Genomic DNA, 16,808 nt, shown 5'->3' with positions numbered 1-16,808 from the left:
CATCTGCGACCGTACAGCAATAGCCTGATGAAGGATTGACGTTTCCCATGTTGACCATCGCACTGTCCAAGGGCCGCATCCTTGACGACACTTTGCCGCTTCTGGCTGAAGCGGGCATCGTGCCGACCGAGAATCCGGACAAGAGCCGCAAGCTGATCATCCCCACGACCCAGGACGACGTTCGCCTGCTGATCGTGCGGGCTACCGACGTGCCGACCTATGTTGAACATGGTGCCGCCGACCTGGGTGTTGCCGGCAAGGACGTGCTGATGGAATACGGTGGCCAGGGCCTGTACGAGCCGCTGGACCTGCGTATCGCCCTGTGCAAGCTGATGACCGCCGGCCGTGTCGGCGATGTCGAGCCCAAGGGCCGCCTGCGCGTAGCGACCAAGTTCGTCAACGTCGCCAAGCGCTACTACGCCGAACAAGGCCGCCAGGTCGATATCATCAAGCTCTACGGCTCGATGGAGCTGGCGCCGCTGATCGGCCTGGCCGACAAGATCATCGACGTGGTCGACACCGGCAACACCCTGCGTGCCAACGGTCTGGAACCACAGGATTTCATTGCCGACATCAGCTCCCGCCTGATCGTCAACAAAGCTTCGATGAAGATGCAGCACGCCCGTATCCAGGCGTTGATCGACACCCTGCGCAGGGCAGTGGAGTCTCGACACCGCGGTTGACTCACCCGCGTAGCTGAAAAGCTACGCACGTCTATCCGCCTCATAGCCAGAATTCTCAGGTGCCCAAGCGGAAACGACTGCTAGTTTAGGGCGCCTGAGTTTTTGCCAATTCTATTGAGGCCCTCGCTATGACCACGTCCACTGCAATTGCCCGACTCAACGCTGCCGACCCGGATTTCGCCCATCATCTGGATCATCTGCTGAGCTGGGAAAGCGTGTCCGACGATTCGGTCAACCAGCGGGTGCTCGACATTATCAAGGCCGTGCGCGAGCGCGGTGATGCGGCGCTGGTGGACTTCACCCGTCAGTTCGATGGCCTGGACGTCAAGTCCATGGCAGACCTGATTCTGCCCCGCGAGCGCCTGGAACTGGCCCTGACCCGCATCACCGCGCCTCAGCGTGAAGCTCTTGAGGTAGCGGCGGCACGTGTGCGCAGCTACCACGAAAAACAGAAGCAGGACTCCTGGAGCTACACCGAGGCCGATGGGACCGTGCTGGGCCAGAAGGTCACGCCACTGGACCGCGCTGGTTTGTATGTACCGGGCGGTAAAGCCTCGTATCCGTCGTCTGTGTTGATGAATGCGATCCCGGCCAAAGTGGCGGGCGTGACCGAAGTGGTCATGGTGGTACCGACCCCGCGTGGAGAAATCAACGAGCTGGTGCTGGCGGCCGCCTGCATCGCCGGCGTCGACCGCGTGTTCACCATCGGTGGCGCCCAAGCCGTTGCGGCACTGGCCTACGGCACCGAAAGCGTGCCGAAGGTCGACAAAGTGGTCGGCCCGGGCAACATCTACGTCGCCACGGCCAAGCGCCATGTGTTTGGCCAGGTCGGCATCGACATGATCGCCGGCCCCTCGGAAATTCTCGTGGTGTGTGACGGCCAGACCGACCCGGACTGGATCGCCATGGACCTGTTCTCGCAGGCCGAGCACGACGAAGACGCCCAGGCGATCCTGGTCAGCCCTGACGCCGAATTCCTCGACAAGGTCGCTGCCAGCATCGATAAGCTGCTGCCGACCATGGAACGTGCCGAAATCATTGAAAAATCGATCAATGGCCGCGGTGCGCTGATCCTGGTGCGTGATATGGAGCAGGCTATCGAAGTGGCCAACCGCATCGCACCGGAGCACCTGGAGTTGTCCGTAGCCGACCCACAAGCCTGGCTGCCGTCGATTCGCCACGCCGGTGCGATCTTCATGGGGCGCCACACCAGCGAAGCCCTGGGCGACTACTGCGCCGGCCCGAACCACGTGCTGCCCACCTCCGGTACCGCGCGTTTCTCGTCGCCGCTTGGCGTGTATGACTTCCAGAAACGTTCGTCGATCATCTTCTGCTCGCCGCAAGGCGCTTCCGAACTGGGCAAGACCGCTTCGGTGCTGGCCCGTGGTGAATCCTTGAGTGCCCACGCACGCAGTGCCGAATATCGCATCCTTGAAGAGAAGGGGAACTGAGAAATGAGCAAATTCTGGAGCCCTTTCGTCAAGGACCTCGTGCCATACGTACCCGGCGAGCAGCCGAAGCTGACCAGGTTGGTCAAGCTCAACACCAACGAAAACCCTTATGGGCCATCGCCCAAGGCACTGGCGGCGATGCAGGCCGAGTTGAACGACAACTTGCGCTTGTACCCGGACCCCAACAGTGACCTGCTCAAGCAGGCCGTGGCCAAGTTTTACGGGGTCGATGCCGGCAAGGTATTCCTCGGCAACGGTTCCGATGAGGTCCTGGCGCACATCTTCCATGGCCTGTTCCAGCACGACCTGCCTCTGCTGTTCCCGGATATCAGCTATAGCTTTTATCCCGTGTACTGCGGCCTGTACGGCATACAGTTCGACGCCGTGCCGTTGGACGAGCAGTTCCAGATTCGCGTGGCGGACTACGCCAGGCCCAATGGCGGGATCATCTTCCCCAACCCGAACGCGCCCACCGGCTGTGTACTGGCGCTGGACGCGGTGGAGCAGATCCTCAAGGCCAGCCCGGACTCGGTGGTGGTGGTCGATGAAGCCTATATCGACTTCGGCGGCGAAACCGCTATCAGCCTGGTGGATCGTTACCCGAACCTGCTGGTGACCCAGACCCTGTCCAAATCGCGCTCACTGGCCGGTTTGCGTGTAGGCCTGTCCGTGGGCCACCCGGACCTGATCGAAGCGCTGGAGCGGGTCAAGAACAGCTTCAACTCCTACCCGCTGGATCGTTTGGCGATTGTCGGCGCGGCGGCGGCGTTCGAAGACCGTGAATACTTCGAGAAGACCTGCCAGCTGGTGATCGACAGCCGCAACAAGGTGGTCGCGCAACTGGAAGACAAGGGGTTTGAAGTGTTGCCGTCGGCAGCGAACTTCATCTTCGCGCGCCACCCACGGCATGACGCGGCTGGATTGGCGGCCAAGTTGCGTGAGCAGGGGATCATCGTGCGGCACTTCAAGCAGGAGCGGATTGCCCAGTTCCTGCGGATCAGCATCGGCACGCCGGAGCAGAACCAGGCGCTGATTGATGGGCTCGGCGAGCTTTAACAGACGCTGAAAATCAAATGTGGGAGGGGGCTTGCTCCCGATAGCAGTGTGTCAGTCAATGCATATGTTGACTGACTCTCCGCTATCGGGAGCAAGCCCCCTCCCACATTGGTTTGTATGGTGTTAGTTAGATCAGGGGCTCGTCAGGCTTTTTGTTCTTCCAGCCATCATTGCCCGGCAGCAGCAGGTTCAAGCCAATCGCCACCACCGCACACAGGGCGATGCCCTTGAGGCCGAAATCATCCGGGCCGGTGCCAGTGCCGACCAGCACGCCACCAATCCCGAACACCAGGGTCACCGACACAATCACCAGATTACGCGCTTCACCCAGGTCGATTCTGTGGCGAATCAGCGTGTTCATCCCCACTGCGGCAATCGAGCCGAACAGCAGGCACAGAATCCCGCCCATCACCGGTACCGGGATGCTCTGCAGCAGCGCGCCGAACTTGCCGACAAACGCCAGGCTGATGGCAAATACCGCCGCCCAGGTCATGATTTTCGGGTTGTAGTTCTTGGTCAGCATGACGGCGCCGGTCACCTCGGCGTAAGTGGTGTTCGGTGGGCCGCCAAACATGCCTGCGGCCGTGGTGGCAATACCGTCACCCAGCAGAGTGCGATGCAGGCCCGGCTTCTTCAGGTAATCACGACCGGTTACGCTGCCGACCGCAATCACACCGCCGATATGCTCGATCGCCGGGGCCAGGGCCACCGGGACGATAAACAGGATCGCCTGCCAGTTGAACTCCGGCGCGGTGAAGTGGGGCAGGGCGAACCAAGGCGCAGCGGCGATCTTCGCTGTATCGACCACACCAAAGTAGAACGACATGGCAAACCCCACCAGCACCCCGGAAATGATCGGCACCAGGCGAAAAATGCCCTTGCCGAACACCGCCACGATCAAGGTGGTGAGCAGCGCCGGCATCGAGATCAGCATCGCCGTCTGGTAATGGATCAACTCAGCACCGTCGCCGGATTTACCCATGGCCATATTGGCGGCAATCGGTGCCATGGCCAGGCCGATGGAGATGATCACCGGGCCGATCACCACTGGCGGCAGCAGCCGGTCGATAAACCCGGTGCCCTTGACCTTCACGGCCAGGCCCAGGAACGTATAGACGAAACCTGCCGCCATCACCCCGCCCATGGTCGCCGCCAGGCCGAATTGGCCCTTGGCGAGAATGATCGGGGTGATAAACGCAAAGCTCGATGCCAGGAATACCGGCACCTGCCGCCCTGTCACCACCTGGAACAGCAACGTGCCCAGGCCCGCGGTAAACAGTGCGACGTTTGGATCAAGACCTGTGATCAGTGGCATCAACACCAACGCACCAAATGCTACGAAGAGCATTTGTGCGCCAGACAGGATCTGGCGCCAAAGCGGGTCGTTGAATTCATCCTGCATGCTCACGCGTCCTTCTGCTTGGTGCCGAAGATCTTGTCACCGGCATCGCCCAGGCCTGGGATGATGTAGCCGTGTTCGTTCAGGCGCTCATCGATGGATGCGGTGTAGATCTGCACGTCCGGATGGGCTTTCTCGACGGCGGCGATACCTTCGGGCGCGGCCACCAGCACCATGGCGCGGATGTCCTTGCAACCGGCCTTTTTCAGCAGGTCGATGGTCGCGACCATGGAGCTGCCGGTGGCGAGCATCGGGTCGATGATCATGGCCAGGCGTTCGTTGATTTCCGGGACGAGTTTTTCCAGGTAGGTGTGAGCCTGCAGTGTTTCTTCGTTGCGGGCTACGCCCACGGCGCTGACCTTGGCGCCGGGTATCAGGCTGAGTACGCCTTCGAGCATGCCGATACCGGCGCGCAGGATCGGCACGACGGTAATTTTCTTACCGGCGATTTTCTCGACCTGTACGGGACCAGCCCAACCGGGAATCTCGTAGGTTTCCAGGGGTAAATCCTTGGTGGCTTCGTAAGTGAGCAACGCTCCGACTTCCTGAGCAAGCTCACGGAAATTCTTCGTGCTAATGTCGGCACGGCGCATAAGGCCGAGTTTGTGTCTGATCAGCGGGTGGCGGATCTCGCGAGTGGGCATGGGAAAGGCTCCGGCGGCGGGCAAAAAAACCGGCCTAGATTAATCTATCCGAGGGTGTTGTCCTATAGACAACCAGTACGTTAGTCCATAAAGGCTTGATTGGAGCGCACGAGAAGCGTACCTTCGCCCGCTTTTCTTGCCACAGCACCCCCTGGAGAGCGCCATGTCCGCTGATCTCGAGCATATCCGTCAAATCATGCACGAGGCTGACTGCCTGTACACCGAAGCGCAAGTCGAAGCAGCGATCGCCAAGGTTGGCGCGCACATCACCCGTGAAATGGCCGACACCAACCCGGTGGTCTTCTGCGTGATGAACGGTGGCCTGATCTTCGCCGGTAAATTGCTCACCCATCTGCAATTCCCACTGGAAGCTTCTTACCTGCACGCCACCCGCTATCGCAACGAAACCAGCGGCGGCGACCTGTTCTGGAAAGCCAAGCCGGAAGTCTCGTTCATCGACCGCGACGTGCTGATCATCGATGACATCCTCGATGAAGGTCACACCCTGGGCGCGATCATCGACTTCTGCAAACACGCCGGCGCACGTAAAGTGCACACTGCCGTGCTGATCGACAAAGACCACGACCGCAAGGCCCGTCCTGAGCTGAAAGCCGATTTTGTCGGGTTGCCGTGCGTCGACCGCTATATCTTCGGTTATGGCATGGACTACAAGGGCTACTGGCGTAACGCCAATGGCATCTATGCTGTCAAAGGCATGTAAGCCCGGCCATTTTCGTCGCTTCCGAAGCCACCGCCCCGCAGGTAAACTGCGTTTCCCGTGTATATGTCTGCAGGCTGGAGTCGGTAATGCGTAAAGATAAGAAACAGGTGATTGGCGACGAGATCGGTGACGACCAAATCAAGTTGTTCCTGGACTTCGAGCCGGTTGATGCGACTTCGCCGTCCCTGCACAAACTGATCAAGGCTTATCGCGGCCTGCGTATCGACGACTTCGAGCGGTTCCTGGGCTTTTTCAAGGACGCCGGCCTGGATCTGGATGGCAAGGACGAGCATGGTCAGACCTTCGTTGAGCTGATCAAGGACCAGCGCAACGCCGCCGAGTACATCGAGCTGATCGACAACGCCCGCGGCTGATTATCCGAGACATAAAAAACGCCCCGTTCTCACGCTGAGAGCGGGGCGTTTTTTATTGTAGCCAGACCTCAAGCGTAGCTTTGGGTCTCGCTGCTTTGCTCAACCAATTCCAGGCTGATGTTGTTCTGCGTGTTGATCTTGCGATACAGCTCGGCATCAGTCTCGAGGATCTTTTCCCGGGCCGGGAAGATCTCGTGCAGCTTGGTCGCCCATTCACCGGCAGTTTTCTGCGGGAAGCAGCGCTCAATCAGCTCGAGCATGATCGACACGGTGACCGAAGCGCCTGGGGACGCGCCCAGCAGCGCCGCAAGTGAACCATCCTTGGCCGCCACCAACTCGGTACCGAATTGCAGCACGCCGCCTTTCTTCGGGTCTTTCTTGATGATCTGCACCCGTTGGCCGGCCACTTCCAGGCGCCAGTCTTCGGCTTTTGCTTCAGGGTAGAAACGGCGCAGGGATTCCAGGCGCTGCTCCATGGACTGCCGTACTTCGCTGACCAGGTACTTGGTCAGGTCCATGTTGTCGCGGGCCACGGCCAGCATCGGGCCAATGTTACCGGCGCGAATCGACATCGGCAGGTCAAGGAACGAGCCGTGCTTGAGGAACTTGGTGGTGAAGCCGGCGTATGGCCCGAACAGCAGGGATTTCTTGCCCTCCACCACGCGGGTGTCCAGGTGCGGCACCGACATCGGTGGCGAGCCGACGGCAGCTTGGCTATAAACCTTGGCCTGATGCTGCTTGACCACTTCCGGGTTGTCGCAACGCAGCCACTGGCCGCTGACCGGAAAACCGCCGAAACCTTTGCTTTCTTCGATGCCCGAGGCTTGCAGCAGCGGCAGGGCCGCACCGCCGGCACCGAGGAATACGAACTTGGCATCGACGTCACGGCTGTTGCCGCTGTTGACGTCCTTGATGCTCACGGTCCAGCCGGCACCGTTGCGTTTGAGGCCGGTGACGCGCTTGCAGTACTTGACCTGTGCGTCCGGCGAACTGGTCAGGTGGCTGAGCAACTGATTGGTCAGTGCACCGAAGTTGACGTCAGTGCCGTTCATCACGCGAGTGGCGGCGATTTTTTCGTCGAGAGGACGGCCCGGCATCATCAGCGGCATCCATTCGGCCATTTCGCTGCGGTCTTCGGTGTAGTGCATGTCCGAAAACGCGTGGTGCTGGCTGAGGGTCTCAAAGCGCTTCTTGAGGAAGGACACACCTTTTTCGCCCTGTACGAAGCTCAGGTGCGGGACCGGGCTGATGAATGATTTGGACGAGCCAAAGGTGCCCTTCTTGGTCAGGTACGCCCAGAACTGCTTCGACACCTCGAACTGGGTGTTGATGTGCACGGCTTTCTTGATGTCGATGGAGCCATCGGCGGCCTGCGGCGTGTAGTTCAGCTCACACAGCCCGGCGTGGCCGGTACCGGCGTTGTTCCACGGATTGGAACTCTCCGCGGCACCCGAATCCATCAGCTCAACGACTTCCAGCTTGAGGCCGGGGTCGAGCTCTTTGAGCAGTACGGCCAGGGTGGCACTCATGATGCCGGCCCCTACCAGAACTACGTCGACTGCTTCGTTATGCGCCATTTAACGCGTCTCCAAAATCTGCAGCACCAAATTGACGGCATGGCTGCCAGGAGTGACGGGGCGGTTCACGTGTTGCCCCAGGTTACCCATGGCCAGGATCGCCATGTCCGATTCGCAATTCTTTGCAACTTCAGCACACGCTTCCTGCCGGGCTAATCTGCCTATGAACGCATTCATAGGCCCCTGTGGCAATTCGACTTATGGTCAAAGCGTGCGATTCGTGCAACCAATCCGTAGCGGACAGGCTCAAGCTCCAATTTTTGAGGAATGCTCGATCCTGTGTAATTGGGCTGCCCCAGACGCTGATGGTGCTTGTACAAACGCCAAACTATTCATTTGCTCGCCACACTCTTGTGAAGTTGTGAAAACCCGTTTTTTCACGCTCTTTTGAAGACGTGAACCTCAAAAAAGGGCTGCCCCTACCTGGCACCTGGCCCGCGAACCTCTGCCGACACGCGGCAAAACGGGCAAACAACTCAAGTGGCCGAGCGCAATGGCAGCTCTGGCAGATTCGATAAAGACGGGGTGGTTTGCAAAGGTAACAGCAAGCACGCCAGCTTCACTCGATCTGTGTGGGCGGCTCTCTGTGGGCGATTTGGGGGCTAATGCCGAGGCATTAACGATGCTGCGAGGCCCGATCAGGAGACGTCCTTATAATCGGGGGGAGATTGTAGCGAAGAACGCCAAGGAAATGGGCGTGTTTTATGACTTTAATTAGGAGCTCGGTCAGGAGACCAACGCTTGCCGGTGTCGTGCGCGAAAAACCTGTGGGCTGACTCGAGCGCTGGCTGGCAGTGGGCGGTGCATCCAGCCCAGGTGAATCTCTGTTACTTCTACCCAGCCCTCACCGACGGGCGCAGGCTGCACTGCTTGAATGCCAGGCAATGGCCGTGGGCATCGAGCAGGGCGAAGTGGCGGCGAGGGGCGTGTGACATGAACAGTGTCTTGAGAAGGCGCATGGCTGTGTACCTATTGCGTTACATGCTTGAAGGTTGCCAGTGTGGCATGACACTGGGGTGACGAATTTATGCGAATTTGTAATTTGCACATGGCTTCAGCCGCCGTTCAGGATCGCTGGTGAGTGGCGCGCGTGCACCGTTATACTGGCGACCTGTCTGCACCTAGTCCTGGAGAAATGAGTATGTTGCAACGCCTGTTGTTCGGTTTGATCACTGTGACCAGTTTGACCCTGGTTGGCTGCGCCAACAGCCCGCAACAACTCAGCCCGCAACCTAAAGTCAGTGCGCCGTTGGCCGCCGTAGGCCATGGCCAGCCGGTGTCGGTACGGGTGGTGGACGGTCGTCCGTCGCCGACCCTGGGTTCGCGTGGCGGCCTGTATCCGGAGACTGCACTGATTTCGGTGACCGGCCAGGATGTGCTGCCCAAGTTGCAGGCCCAGGCTGAAGCCGCCGTGCGCTTGCTGGGCTTTACCCCGACCAATTCCCCAGGCGTGCCGCAACTGACCGTGACCCTGGCCGAACTGAAATATCAGTCGCCCAAAGAGGGGCTGTATGTGACTGAAGCTTCCATTGGTGCGACCTTCAAGTCCGACGTCAGCGCCGGTACCCGTCGCTACAGTGGCCGCTACGCTGCCTCGCTCAACCAGCGCTTCGGTATGTCGCCCAACCAGGAAACCAACACCAAGCTGGTCAGCGACGTGCTCAGTGATGCCCTGACCCGTCTGTTCAAGGATCCAAGCATCGGCCAATTGCTCAGTTCGCAATAAGCTGTTCACAAAAAACCGGGCTCATCGCTGAGCCCGGTTTTTTTATGCCTGTGGTTTGGTCATGCCGCCGTATCGACATAAAAGTCCAGCACACTCACGCCAGTGAGCCCATCCAGCTCCGGCAGGTCGGCATGCTGGTGCCCGCCGAGGGCGCAATACACCAGCCAGTGGCGGTCCTGAACATTGAATGCGAGGCCGCCGATCAGTGCCTCTTGCTCATCGCTTTGGGCAATCAGATACAGCCGATCCTGGTTTTGCGCATGCAACATGACAAGCTCCTCAAGCGTCGAAGGGCAACAGAGTGGCTTGTTAAGGTGACGTTCAGGTGACGCTGTAAATTACTCGATACATTAGCCGTTAAGGGGAAGGGAGTATCAAAGGCGCAGGAGGCGACTATCGTTCAGCTTTGTATCTGGACTGATACCCGAACACTGATCCGCCGAGGTTTGCGATGGCGCTGCCCGCACTGTTCATCAATGCTGTTGCCCTGTTGGTTGCCTGCTTGGGGGCAGCGCTGCTGTTCATTACCCGCTTGCTCGAACAGCGAGCGCTCGCTGATCTGACCGCCCAAAGCGAAGATCGCGCAATCGACCAGCCGATGTTGTTTCTGGATGTGCGCACCGAGCGGTCGCAACGTCTGGCTTACCGCGTCGGGTTCGCCTGCCTTGGCCTAGCCCTGGCCGTCTCCTGGCTCAGCACCCACTTTTAATGACACCACCAAGCAAATGTGGGAGGGGGCTTGCTCCCGATTGCAGTGTGCCAGTCAGCTAATCTGTAGCTGACCCACCGCTATCGGGAGCAAGCCCCCTCCCACATTTTTATCGGTGTTTACAGGGGGATTCCGGCCTTCACCCGATACTGATTACGTACCGGCGTCGCATACTGCACCACCAGAAAAGGCCGGTGCTCCGCCGGGCATTCATTCAAGCGCCGTTCCCATTCGGCTTTCGCCTTGGCCAGCTCATCGGCCGGGAATACATCCGCGGCCTTTGGCACTTGCAACTGCGGGTCGGCATCACTCCACTGCGCATACGCCAGGTAATGCACCGGGAATAAGCGGTAACCGCCTAGGATCTGCCGATCCATTTCCACCGCCAGCAGCTTGGTATCTTCGAAGCGCTCGGTGATCGGCGGTGCGAAGTTCACGTGCACCCGGCCCTTGTAGCCGGTGATCCCCAGGGCAATGCTCACATCGTCCTCGCCCGGCGCCTTGGCGTAGGTGCCGGTGGTGGCGCGGATGAACAGCTCGCGGGCCTTGGCGGCGTCGCAGGGGTCGTACTCGTAGCTGATGGACACCGGCGTCAGGTTCAACGACTGGATCACCTCGGCAAACGGCTCGTCCTTGCGGCTGACGTGGAACATCTTGAGGATCGCCGATTCGGTGCGATCATCGCCGTCCTTGGCCCGGCCTTCAGCCTGGGCAATCCAGATCGACTGGCAGTCGTTGCGGATCGAATGGTTGATGTAGGCCGACAACAGGTTATAGGCCGCCATCTTCTCCTTCCGCCCGGTGATCGAACGGTGCACGATGAAGCTCTTGTTCAGGCGCATCAGGTCGCTGACAAACGGCTTTTGCAGCAGGTTGTCGCCGATGGCAATGCGTGGCGTCGGCAGGCCGGCGTGATACACGGCATAGTTGACGAAGGCAGGGTCCATCACGATGTCGCGATGGTTGGCCAAGAACAGATAGGCGGTGCCGGATTTCAGTTGCTCGACGCCGGTATAGGTCACGCCGTCGGTCGCCCGGTCAATGGTGTGGTCGACGTAATACTCGACTTTGTCTTGCAGCGTGGCCACGGTGGTGACGCCGGCAAACTCGCGGCGCAATTTGCGCGCGATCATCGGCTTGAGCAACCAGCCCAGGGCGCCGGCAAAGCGCGGGAAGCGGAAGTGAGTCAGGATGTCCAGAAAGGCCTTGTCACTGAACAGACGCGCCAGCACTGCCGGGACTTCGCTGTCGTTGTAAGGTCGGATGGTATCGAATTCGCCCATCATGCTCTCTTGTTAGAAACGGCTAGGGTAAGTAAAGGGAATAGCAGGAGCGGCGTGAGTAAACTGGCTCAGCCGGAAATAGCCCTGTAAATAGACCGGCGATTATACGCACAAGTCACCTTGGAGACTGCGATGCTGGAAACTGCGCTGTACGATTGTCCTTATTGTGGCGAAGCGGTCGAGACAACGGTGGATTTGTCTGGTGGTGACCAGACCTATATAGAAGACTGCCAAGTGTGTTGCCGGCCGATCACATTCGACCTGCAAGTCCATGGCGACGAGTGGATGCTTGAAACCCGCAGCGAAAACGAATAATGCGTAGCGAGAACAAATAAAAAGGTACGCGCCCATGCAGCGAATCTACGAACCGGAAAACCTGATGGAAGGCGAGCTGCTGCAACAGATGCTTGCCAGTGAGGGCATCGAAGCGCACTTGGTCGGCCGCCATTTGCTCGGTGGTACCGGCGAGCTGCCGATCTTCGGCTTGCTCGGGCTGGAAGTCGACAACGACCAGGCTGCCAGCGCCCGCGAGCTGATCACGGCCTATATCGGCGCGCAACCGTTGCCTGGCGATGAACCTGACAGCTTCCCCGACGTATTGGTCTGTTAGGCTGTCGGTTGGTTTACCCAAGAGTCGTGTTGCCCCATGTGTGGACGTTATGCCCTGTTTCGCTGGAACCCTGCCTTTGCTGCCTTGCCCGGCTTCCCCGCCGACCAGCAGGCCCAGTGGAACATCTCCCCCAATGATTCAGTGCTGATCCAGCGCCTGAGCGAAGGCCAGCTCACCCTGGCCCGTGCGCGTTGGGGTCTCACGCCGCCCTGGCTCACAGACCTTTCCCGCACTCCGGCCCACGCCCGCGCCGAAACCCTGGCCGAGCAACCGATGTTCCGCGAGGCGTTCCGCCAGCGCCGCTGCCTGCTACCCGCCAACGGTTTCTACGAATGGCGCGGTACCCAGCGCAAGCGCCCGTACTGGTTGACACCTGGGGAGGGCTCCACGTTGTTTTTTGCCGCTATCTGGGAAGCGTATCCGGTGCAGGAGCAAGTGTGGCTGAGTACTGCAGTGATCACCCAGGCGGCGCAAAGTCAGCGGCGGCCGTTGATCCTGGATGCGGCAGGGCAGGCAGCCTGGCTCGACCCCGAGACGCCGCTGCACGTGTTGCAGGGCCTGCTGGCCGGCGAACCCGCGGCGTTGCGCGAGCGCGTGCTGGCCAATATGGTCAACGACCCGAAGCTCAATGGGCCGGAGTGCCTGACCCCAGCGTGAGCCGATGCCAACCGGGCCTTTCGCGCTGTGGGATGTATCCGAAATTCAGCTGTTAAATGTCTGGTGTATCTGGCGCTGATACAAACGACCGCCTACGATACGCGCCATGTGTTCAGGGAGCGTGTTCATGAAGAAGTCATTGGTGGTAAGCGGTTTGGTTGCGGCAATGCTGCTGGCGGGTTGTCAGTCGGTTAATACCACCAGCGGTGGCGCCGTTGGGGTAGAGCGCAAGCAGTACATGTTCAGCATGCTGTCGAGCCAGGAAGTCGACCAGATGTATGCCCAGTCCTACCAGCAGACCCTGGGTGAAGCCAGCAGCAAGGGCATGGTGGACAAGACCAGTGCCAACGCCAAGCGCGTGCAGGCCATCGCCAAGCGTCTGATTGCCCAGGCGCCGACCTTCCGACCGGATGCGGCGCAGTGGAAGTGGGAAGTAAACCTGATCAAGAGCGACGAGATGAACGCCAACTGCGGGCCTGGCGGCAAGATCTTCGTGTACAGCGCCTTGATCGATAACCTCAAGCTCACCGATGACGAGTTGGCCGCGGTAATGGGCCATGAAATCGCTCACGCCTTGCGCGAACACGGGCGTGAAGCCATGTCCAAGGCCTACGGCATCGAAATGGCCAAGCAGGGCGCCGGTGCGATATTCGGGCTTGGTCAGGACAGCCTGGCATTGGCTGACACAGTGGCTAACTACGGCATGACCTTGCCCAACAGCCGCAGCAACGAAAACGAAGCGGACCTGATCGGCCTGGAACTCTCGGCCCGCGCCGGCTACAACCCGAACGCGGCGATCACCCTGTGGAACAAGATGGCCAAGGCATCCGAAGGCGCACCGCCGGAATTCATGAGCACCCACCCGGCTTCCGACAGCCGCATCGCTTCGTTGCAGGCGGCCATTCCAAAGGTGATGCCGCTGTACCAACAGGCCAAAAAATCCTGATCTTGTGAAAAAAACCAATGTGGGAGGGGGCTTGCTCCCGATAGCGGTTAATCAGCCACAGATTTACTGACTGATCTATCGCTATCGGGAGCAAGCCCCCTCCCACAATAGATTGGGTTACAGTCTTAGATCCAGCCACTGCTTTGCATGGCTTTGTACACCGCCACAATCGCCAGAACGAAAAACGCCGTAGCGGCCAATCGACGAATCAAAGTCAGCGGCAGTTTCTCCGCCGCGAAATTCCCCGCCAGAACCACCGGCACGTTGGCAATCAACATGCCCAGGGTGGTGCCGATAATCACCAGCCACAGTTCCGGGTATTGCGCCGCCAGCATCACCGTGGCGATCTGGGTCTTGTCACCGATTTCGGCGAGGAAGAACGCGATCAAGGTGGTCAGGAAAGGCCCGAACTTACGGGTGGTACTGGCTTCGTCATCATCGAGTTTGTCCGGTACCAGAGTCCACAGCGCCGTGGCGCAGAAGCTTGCGGCGAGGATCCAGTGCAGCACCGCGTCCGAGAAGAAACTCCCAAACCAGGCCCCTACGGCACCGGCAGCCGCATGGTTGGCCAGGGTCGCGGCAACGATACCGGCGATAATCGGCCAGGGTTTGCGAAAGCGTGCGGCAAGGATGAGCGCGAGCAGTTGCGTCTTGTCGCCGATTTCGGCCAAGGCAACGATTGCGGTAGGAACGAGTAATGAATCCAGCATCAGGTAGTTTCCAGGGGCGGGTCGACACGGCTATGACACGTACAGCCTTCCCGCCCCGGGTAAGGTGTGCGTGTCATAGGTCTTGTCAAACCCCGGTCCGTCTGTGCGGACTCCTGGGTCGCATACGCCATGGTCTGCTGACCAAGTATGTTGACGTATGCCGGACGAGCGTGACGCTCGTGGGAGACTACTCCCCTAGGACGGAGCGGATTCTGCCTAGGCAAAACCCATTCGGCAAGCCTTCTTTTTCAAACGCCCGTCAGGGGCGCTTGGCACGGTAGATACGAAAGCCATTGCCTTCGGCCTTGATCGCACAGATGCCCAGATGCTCTTCGATCAGCGGCTGATACTTGAGGAAGCTGTTGGCCACTAAGCGAAGTTCGCCGCCTTTTGCCAGGTGTTTCGCCGCTTTTCGCAGCAAGTTTTCCGTGGCGAAATAATCGGTATGCACGCCGACATGGAACGGCGGGTTGCTCAAGATCGCGTTCAAACCCATAGGCGCCGCGTCAATGCCATCACCGGTCAGCACCTCGGCTTCCAGGCCATTGGCAGCCAGGGTCAGGCGGCTGCTTGCGGCGGCGAACGCATCCACATCCAGCAGGGTCACCGTGTTATGCGGGTAGCGACGCTTGACCGCCGCGCCGAGTACGCCGGCGCCGCAACCGAAGTCGAGCAAATGCCCGCTGGGCAGCTTGTCCAGATGCTCCAGCAGCAGCTCGGTGCCGCGGTCCAGGCGCCCGTGGCTGAACACACCCGGCAAGCTCACCACCTTCAGCGGGCCTTCGGCCAGCGGTACATCAAAGACCTGCGCCAGGCTCTCCAGCTCCACCGCTTGCGGGGCGTTGGCCACGGTGACCTGCCACAGCTGGCAATGCCGCGCGTTATCCAGCTTGCGTGGCTTGCCGAAGGGGATCATTTGCTTGGCCGCGCTTTCGATACCGCCTTTTTTCTCGCCCACCAGAAACAGCTCGGCACCCGGCAGGCGTGCCGCCACGGCGTTGAGCAGGTAGTCGGTGAGGTCCTTGGACTTGGGCAGGAAGATGACTGCCGCATCGAACGCGCGGTCAGGCACATTCACGCCAAACTGGCTGCGCTCGGGGAAACGCGCATCAAGCGCCGCCTGGTCGCCGGCATGCCAGCACCAGCCGTGGGCGTTGGGCAGGCGCCCGAGCAAATCGTCGGCGGGCAAACCTACGAGCAGCAGGTTGCCTTGAAAAAGTTCGGCCTGACGAAGCAGTACTTCACTGCGCGGATCCATGGTCTGCTCCTTGAAAAGGGGCGCAGTTTATCAACTCACAACGCGCAGCGGGGCGCCGCTGAAAAAGCCCCGGGCGTTTTCCGTCAGTTGGCCGACGATGCGCTGCCGTGCTTCGCGACTGCCCCAGGCGTTGTGAGGCGTGACGATCAAGCGTGGAATGTCATCGGCCAGCAGCGGATTGCCATTTACTGGCGGTTCGACACTCAACACGTCGGTCGCCGCGCCGCCCAGATGACCGTTGCGTAGCGCGTGGGCCAATGCCTGTTCATTGATCAAGCCGCCGCGTGCGGTGTTGACGATAAACGCGCCGGGCTTGAGCAGCGCCAATTCGCGGGCACCGATAAAGTCGCGGGTGTGTTCGTTGAGTGGGCAATGCAGGGTCAGCGCATCGACCTGGGCGAGCAACTCATCCAGTGGCACGCGGTCGGCGCGGGCAGGGCGCCCGGGTATCGCGCCCAGCATCACGCGCATGCCGAAGGCTTCGGCCAGGCGCGCCACGGCACTGCCCAGTTCACCATGGCCGAGCAGGCCGAGGGTTTTGCCCTCCAGCTCGACAATCGGGTGGTCCAGAAGGCAGAACTGTTTGGCCTGTTGCCATTTGCCAGCGGCTACATCCCGCTGGTAGTCGTTCAGGCGCGTCGCCAGGTTGAGCAACAGCATGATCGTATGCTGCGCCACCGACGGCGTGCCATAACCCTGGCAGTTGCTGACGGTAATGCCATGGGCGCGTGCGGCTTCGAGGTCGATATTGTTGGTGCCGGTGGCTGATACCAGGATCAGCTTGAGCTCCGGGCAGGCCGCCAGGGTTTGAGCCGTTAGCGGGATTTTGTTGCTGATCGCGACGTGGGCGCCTTGCAAGCGTTCCACCACATTTTGCGGCGTGGTCTGCTCAAACAACTGCAGGTCGCTGAAGCATGCTCGCAAACCGCTGAGGTCGAGGTCTCCCAGGTCCAGGGAGGGATGGTCAAGGAAGACGGCGCGGCGATTGTTCATGATCAACTGTA

The 16,808-nt window shown here is 60.0% G+C and carries 19 protein-coding genes, 1 pseudogene and 1 riboswitch; of the genes and pseudogenes, 11 read left to right on the top strand and 9 right to left on the bottom strand.

The annotated features are described in order from the left end of the window. The first annotated feature begins 47 nt into the window (after window positions 1–47). The 3 genes from hisG (at window position 48) to hisC (ending at window position 3,190) form a co-directional block, all read left to right on the top strand. Entirely contained in the window at window positions 48–683 is a 636-nt protein-coding gene (gene hisG / locus JFT66_RS09760) for an ATP phosphoribosyltransferase (RefSeq protein WP_153838888.1), read from the top strand. A gap of 128 nt (window positions 684–811) precedes the next feature. Then, the gene (hisD, locus tag JFT66_RS09755; protein ID WP_034118131.1) at window positions 812–2,134 is read left to right on the top strand and encodes a histidinol dehydrogenase; all 1,323 of its coding nucleotides are present in this window, start codon (window positions 812–814) and stop codon (window positions 2,132–2,134) included. Window positions 2,135–2,137: 3 nt separating this feature from the next. Then, window positions 2,138–3,190, top strand: coding sequence for a histidinol-phosphate transaminase (gene hisC / locus JFT66_RS09750; RefSeq protein WP_198859184.1), 1,053 nt, complete (start codon window positions 2,138–2,140; stop codon window positions 3,188–3,190). Between the two features lie 127 nt (window positions 3,191–3,317). Here the strand turns inward: hisC and JFT66_RS09745 are convergent, their stop codons facing one another. Beyond that, complete coding sequence (locus JFT66_RS09745) at window positions 3,318–4,592, bottom strand: uracil-xanthine permease family protein (RefSeq protein ID WP_034118133.1); 1,275 nt, start codon at window positions 4,590–4,592, stop codon at window positions 3,318–3,320. Between the two features lie 2 nt (window positions 4,593–4,594). After that, entirely contained in the window at window positions 4,595–5,233 is a 639-nt protein-coding gene (gene upp / locus JFT66_RS09740) for a uracil phosphoribosyltransferase (RefSeq protein ID WP_017138223.1), read from the bottom strand. A gap of 163 nt (window positions 5,234–5,396) precedes the next feature. Between upp and JFT66_RS09735 the strand changes: the two genes are divergently transcribed. Continuing rightward, window positions 5,397–5,954, top strand: a complete 558-nt coding sequence (locus JFT66_RS09735; RefSeq protein ID WP_003188610.1) for a hypoxanthine-guanine phosphoribosyltransferase — start codon at window positions 5,397–5,399, stop codon at window positions 5,952–5,954. Between the two features lie 86 nt (window positions 5,955–6,040). After that, the gene (locus tag JFT66_RS09730) at window positions 6,041–6,328 is read left to right on the top strand and encodes a PA4642 family protein (RefSeq protein ID WP_034118134.1); all 288 of its coding nucleotides are present in this window, start codon (window positions 6,041–6,043) and stop codon (window positions 6,326–6,328) included. A 68-nt stretch (window positions 6,329–6,396) separates the two neighbouring features. Here JFT66_RS09730 and mqo read toward each other — a convergent pair whose 3' ends face one another. Together mqo and JFT66_RS09720 are read right to left on the bottom strand one after the other, a co-directional pair. After that, the gene (gene mqo / locus JFT66_RS09725) at window positions 6,397–7,905 is read right to left on the bottom strand and encodes a malate dehydrogenase (quinone) (RefSeq protein ID WP_034118135.1); all 1,509 of its coding nucleotides are present in this window, start codon (window positions 7,903–7,905) and stop codon (window positions 6,397–6,399) included. A gap of 726 nt (window positions 7,906–8,631) precedes the next feature. Beyond that, a pseudogene (locus JFT66_RS09720) lies at window positions 8,632–8,864 on the bottom strand (hypothetical protein). Window positions 8,865–9,046: 182 nt separating this feature from the next. On the opposite strand from JFT66_RS09720, the gene JFT66_RS09715 reads away from it, so the two are divergent. Then, window positions 9,047–9,631 (top strand): YajG family lipoprotein, encoded by a 585-nt coding sequence (locus JFT66_RS09715; RefSeq protein ID WP_034118137.1) that lies wholly within the window; start codon window positions 9,047–9,049, stop codon window positions 9,629–9,631. 59 nt (window positions 9,632–9,690) lie between these two features. On the opposite strand, the gene JFT66_RS09710 is transcribed toward JFT66_RS09715, so the two are convergent. Beyond that, window positions 9,691–9,900 (bottom strand): hypothetical protein, encoded by a 210-nt coding sequence (locus JFT66_RS09710; RefSeq protein ID WP_034118138.1) that lies wholly within the window; start codon window positions 9,898–9,900, stop codon window positions 9,691–9,693. A 182-nt stretch (window positions 9,901–10,082) separates the two neighbouring features. Between JFT66_RS09710 and JFT66_RS09705 the strand changes: the two genes are divergently transcribed. Further along, a complete protein-coding gene (locus JFT66_RS09705) occupies window positions 10,083–10,340 on the top strand; it encodes a hypothetical protein (RefSeq protein ID WP_034118139.1) in 258 nt (85 codons plus the stop codon). 119 nt (window positions 10,341–10,459) lie between these two features. On the opposite strand, the gene JFT66_RS09700 is transcribed toward JFT66_RS09705, so the two are convergent. Further along, window positions 10,460–11,623: a 1-acyl-sn-glycerol-3-phosphate acyltransferase gene (locus tag JFT66_RS09700; RefSeq protein ID WP_198859183.1), complete on the bottom strand. Its 1,164-nt coding sequence runs from the start codon at window positions 11,621–11,623 to the stop codon at window positions 10,460–10,462. 132 nt (window positions 11,624–11,755) lie between these two features. Between JFT66_RS09700 and JFT66_RS09695 the strand changes: the two genes are divergently transcribed. From JFT66_RS09695 to JFT66_RS09680, 4 genes are all read left to right on the top strand, one after another. Beyond that, window positions 11,756–11,938, top strand: coding sequence for a CPXCG motif-containing cysteine-rich protein (locus JFT66_RS09695; RefSeq protein ID WP_034118142.1), 183 nt, complete (start codon window positions 11,756–11,758; stop codon window positions 11,936–11,938). A 34-nt stretch (window positions 11,939–11,972) separates the two neighbouring features. Continuing rightward, the gene (locus JFT66_RS09690; protein ID WP_003188624.1) at window positions 11,973–12,233 is read left to right on the top strand and encodes a putative signal transducing protein; all 261 of its coding nucleotides are present in this window, start codon (window positions 11,973–11,975) and stop codon (window positions 12,231–12,233) included. 36 nt (window positions 12,234–12,269) lie between these two features. Then, window positions 12,270–12,890, top strand: a complete 621-nt coding sequence (locus JFT66_RS09685; protein ID WP_198859182.1) for an SOS response-associated peptidase — start codon at window positions 12,270–12,272, stop codon at window positions 12,888–12,890. Window positions 12,891–13,017: 127 nt separating this feature from the next. Next, complete coding sequence (locus JFT66_RS09680; protein ID WP_198859181.1) at window positions 13,018–13,836, top strand: M48 family metallopeptidase; 819 nt, start codon at window positions 13,018–13,020, stop codon at window positions 13,834–13,836. Between the two features lie 125 nt (window positions 13,837–13,961). Here JFT66_RS09680 and JFT66_RS09675 read toward each other — a convergent pair whose 3' ends face one another. The 3 genes from JFT66_RS09675 to JFT66_RS09665 all read right to left on the bottom strand — a co-directional run bounded on the left by JFT66_RS09675 (window position 13,962) and on the right by JFT66_RS09665 (window position 16,797). Then, a complete protein-coding gene (locus JFT66_RS09675; protein ID WP_005784895.1) occupies window positions 13,962–14,546 on the bottom strand; it encodes a TMEM165/GDT1 family protein in 585 nt (194 codons plus the stop codon). Window positions 14,547–14,633: 87 nt separating this feature from the next. Further along, window positions 14,634–14,755: riboswitch (yybP-ykoY riboswitch) on the bottom strand. A gap of 50 nt (window positions 14,756–14,805) precedes the next feature. Continuing rightward, window positions 14,806–15,804 (bottom strand): class I SAM-dependent methyltransferase, encoded by a 999-nt coding sequence (locus JFT66_RS09670; protein ID WP_034118146.1) that lies wholly within the window; start codon window positions 15,802–15,804, stop codon window positions 14,806–14,808. 30 nt (window positions 15,805–15,834) lie between these two features. After that, window positions 15,835–16,797 (bottom strand): 2-hydroxyacid dehydrogenase, encoded by a 963-nt coding sequence (locus tag JFT66_RS09665; protein ID WP_233097054.1) that lies wholly within the window; start codon window positions 16,795–16,797, stop codon window positions 15,835–15,837. Window positions 16,798–16,808: the final 11 nt, after the last annotated feature.

The sequence above is a fragment of the Pseudomonas sp. MF6755 genome (assembly GCF_016405635.1).
Taxonomy (GTDB): domain Bacteria; phylum Pseudomonadota; class Gammaproteobacteria; order Pseudomonadales; family Pseudomonadaceae; genus Aquipseudomonas; species Aquipseudomonas haemolytica.
This window is presented reverse-complemented; position numbering and strand designations above follow the sequence as displayed.

What these genes read in the sequence shown, in the direction of transcription:
- JFT66_RS09685 (WP_198859182.1), top strand. Translation starts at nt 12,270, where the DNA reads ATGTGTGGACGTTATGCCCTGTTTCGCTGGAACCCTGCCTTTGCTGCC.
- upp (WP_017138223.1), bottom strand. Translation starts at nt 5,233, where the DNA reads ATGCCCACTCGCGAGATCCGCCACCCGCTGATCAGACACAAACTCGGC.
- JFT66_RS09715 (WP_034118137.1), top strand. Translation starts at nt 9,047, where the DNA reads ATGTTGCAACGCCTGTTGTTCGGTTTGATCACTGTGACCAGTTTGACC.
- JFT66_RS09705 (WP_034118139.1), top strand. Translation starts at nt 10,083, where the DNA reads ATGGCGCTGCCCGCACTGTTCATCAATGCTGTTGCCCTGTTGGTTGCC.
- hisC (WP_198859184.1), top strand. Translation starts at nt 2,138, where the DNA reads ATGAGCAAATTCTGGAGCCCTTTCGTCAAGGACCTCGTGCCATACGTA.
- JFT66_RS09745 (WP_034118133.1), bottom strand. Translation starts at nt 4,592, where the DNA reads ATGCAGGATGAATTCAACGACCCGCTTTGGCGCCAGATCCTGTCTGGC.
- JFT66_RS09675 (WP_005784895.1), bottom strand. Translation starts at nt 14,546, where the DNA reads ATGCTGGATTCATTACTCGTTCCTACCGCAATCGTTGCCTTGGCCGAA.
- JFT66_RS09700 (WP_198859183.1), bottom strand. Translation starts at nt 11,623, where the DNA reads ATGGGCGAATTCGATACCATCCGACCTTACAACGACAGCGAAGTCCCG.
- JFT66_RS09710 (WP_034118138.1), bottom strand. Translation starts at nt 9,900, where the DNA reads ATGTTGCATGCGCAAAACCAGGATCGGCTGTATCTGATTGCCCAAAGC.
- JFT66_RS09670 (WP_034118146.1), bottom strand. Translation starts at nt 15,804, where the DNA reads ATGGATCCGCGCAGTGAAGTACTGCTTCGTCAGGCCGAACTTTTTCAA.
- JFT66_RS09730 (WP_034118134.1), top strand. Translation starts at nt 6,041, where the DNA reads ATGCGTAAAGATAAGAAACAGGTGATTGGCGACGAGATCGGTGACGAC.
- JFT66_RS09735 (WP_003188610.1), top strand. Translation starts at nt 5,397, where the DNA reads ATGTCCGCTGATCTCGAGCATATCCGTCAAATCATGCACGAGGCTGAC.
- JFT66_RS09680 (WP_198859181.1), top strand. Translation starts at nt 13,018, where the DNA reads ATGAAGAAGTCATTGGTGGTAAGCGGTTTGGTTGCGGCAATGCTGCTG.
- mqo (WP_034118135.1), bottom strand. Translation starts at nt 7,905, where the DNA reads ATGGCGCATAACGAAGCAGTCGACGTAGTTCTGGTAGGGGCCGGCATC.
- hisG (WP_153838888.1), top strand. Translation starts at nt 48, where the DNA reads ATGTTGACCATCGCACTGTCCAAGGGCCGCATCCTTGACGACACTTTG.
- hisD (WP_034118131.1), top strand. Translation starts at nt 812, where the DNA reads ATGACCACGTCCACTGCAATTGCCCGACTCAACGCTGCCGACCCGGAT.
- JFT66_RS09690 (WP_003188624.1), top strand. Translation starts at nt 11,973, where the DNA reads ATGCAGCGAATCTACGAACCGGAAAACCTGATGGAAGGCGAGCTGCTG.
- JFT66_RS09665 (WP_233097054.1), bottom strand. Translation starts at nt 16,797, where the DNA reads ATGAACAATCGCCGCGCCGTCTTCCTTGACCATCCCTCCCTGGACCTG.
- JFT66_RS09695 (WP_034118142.1), top strand. Translation starts at nt 11,756, where the DNA reads ATGCTGGAAACTGCGCTGTACGATTGTCCTTATTGTGGCGAAGCGGTC.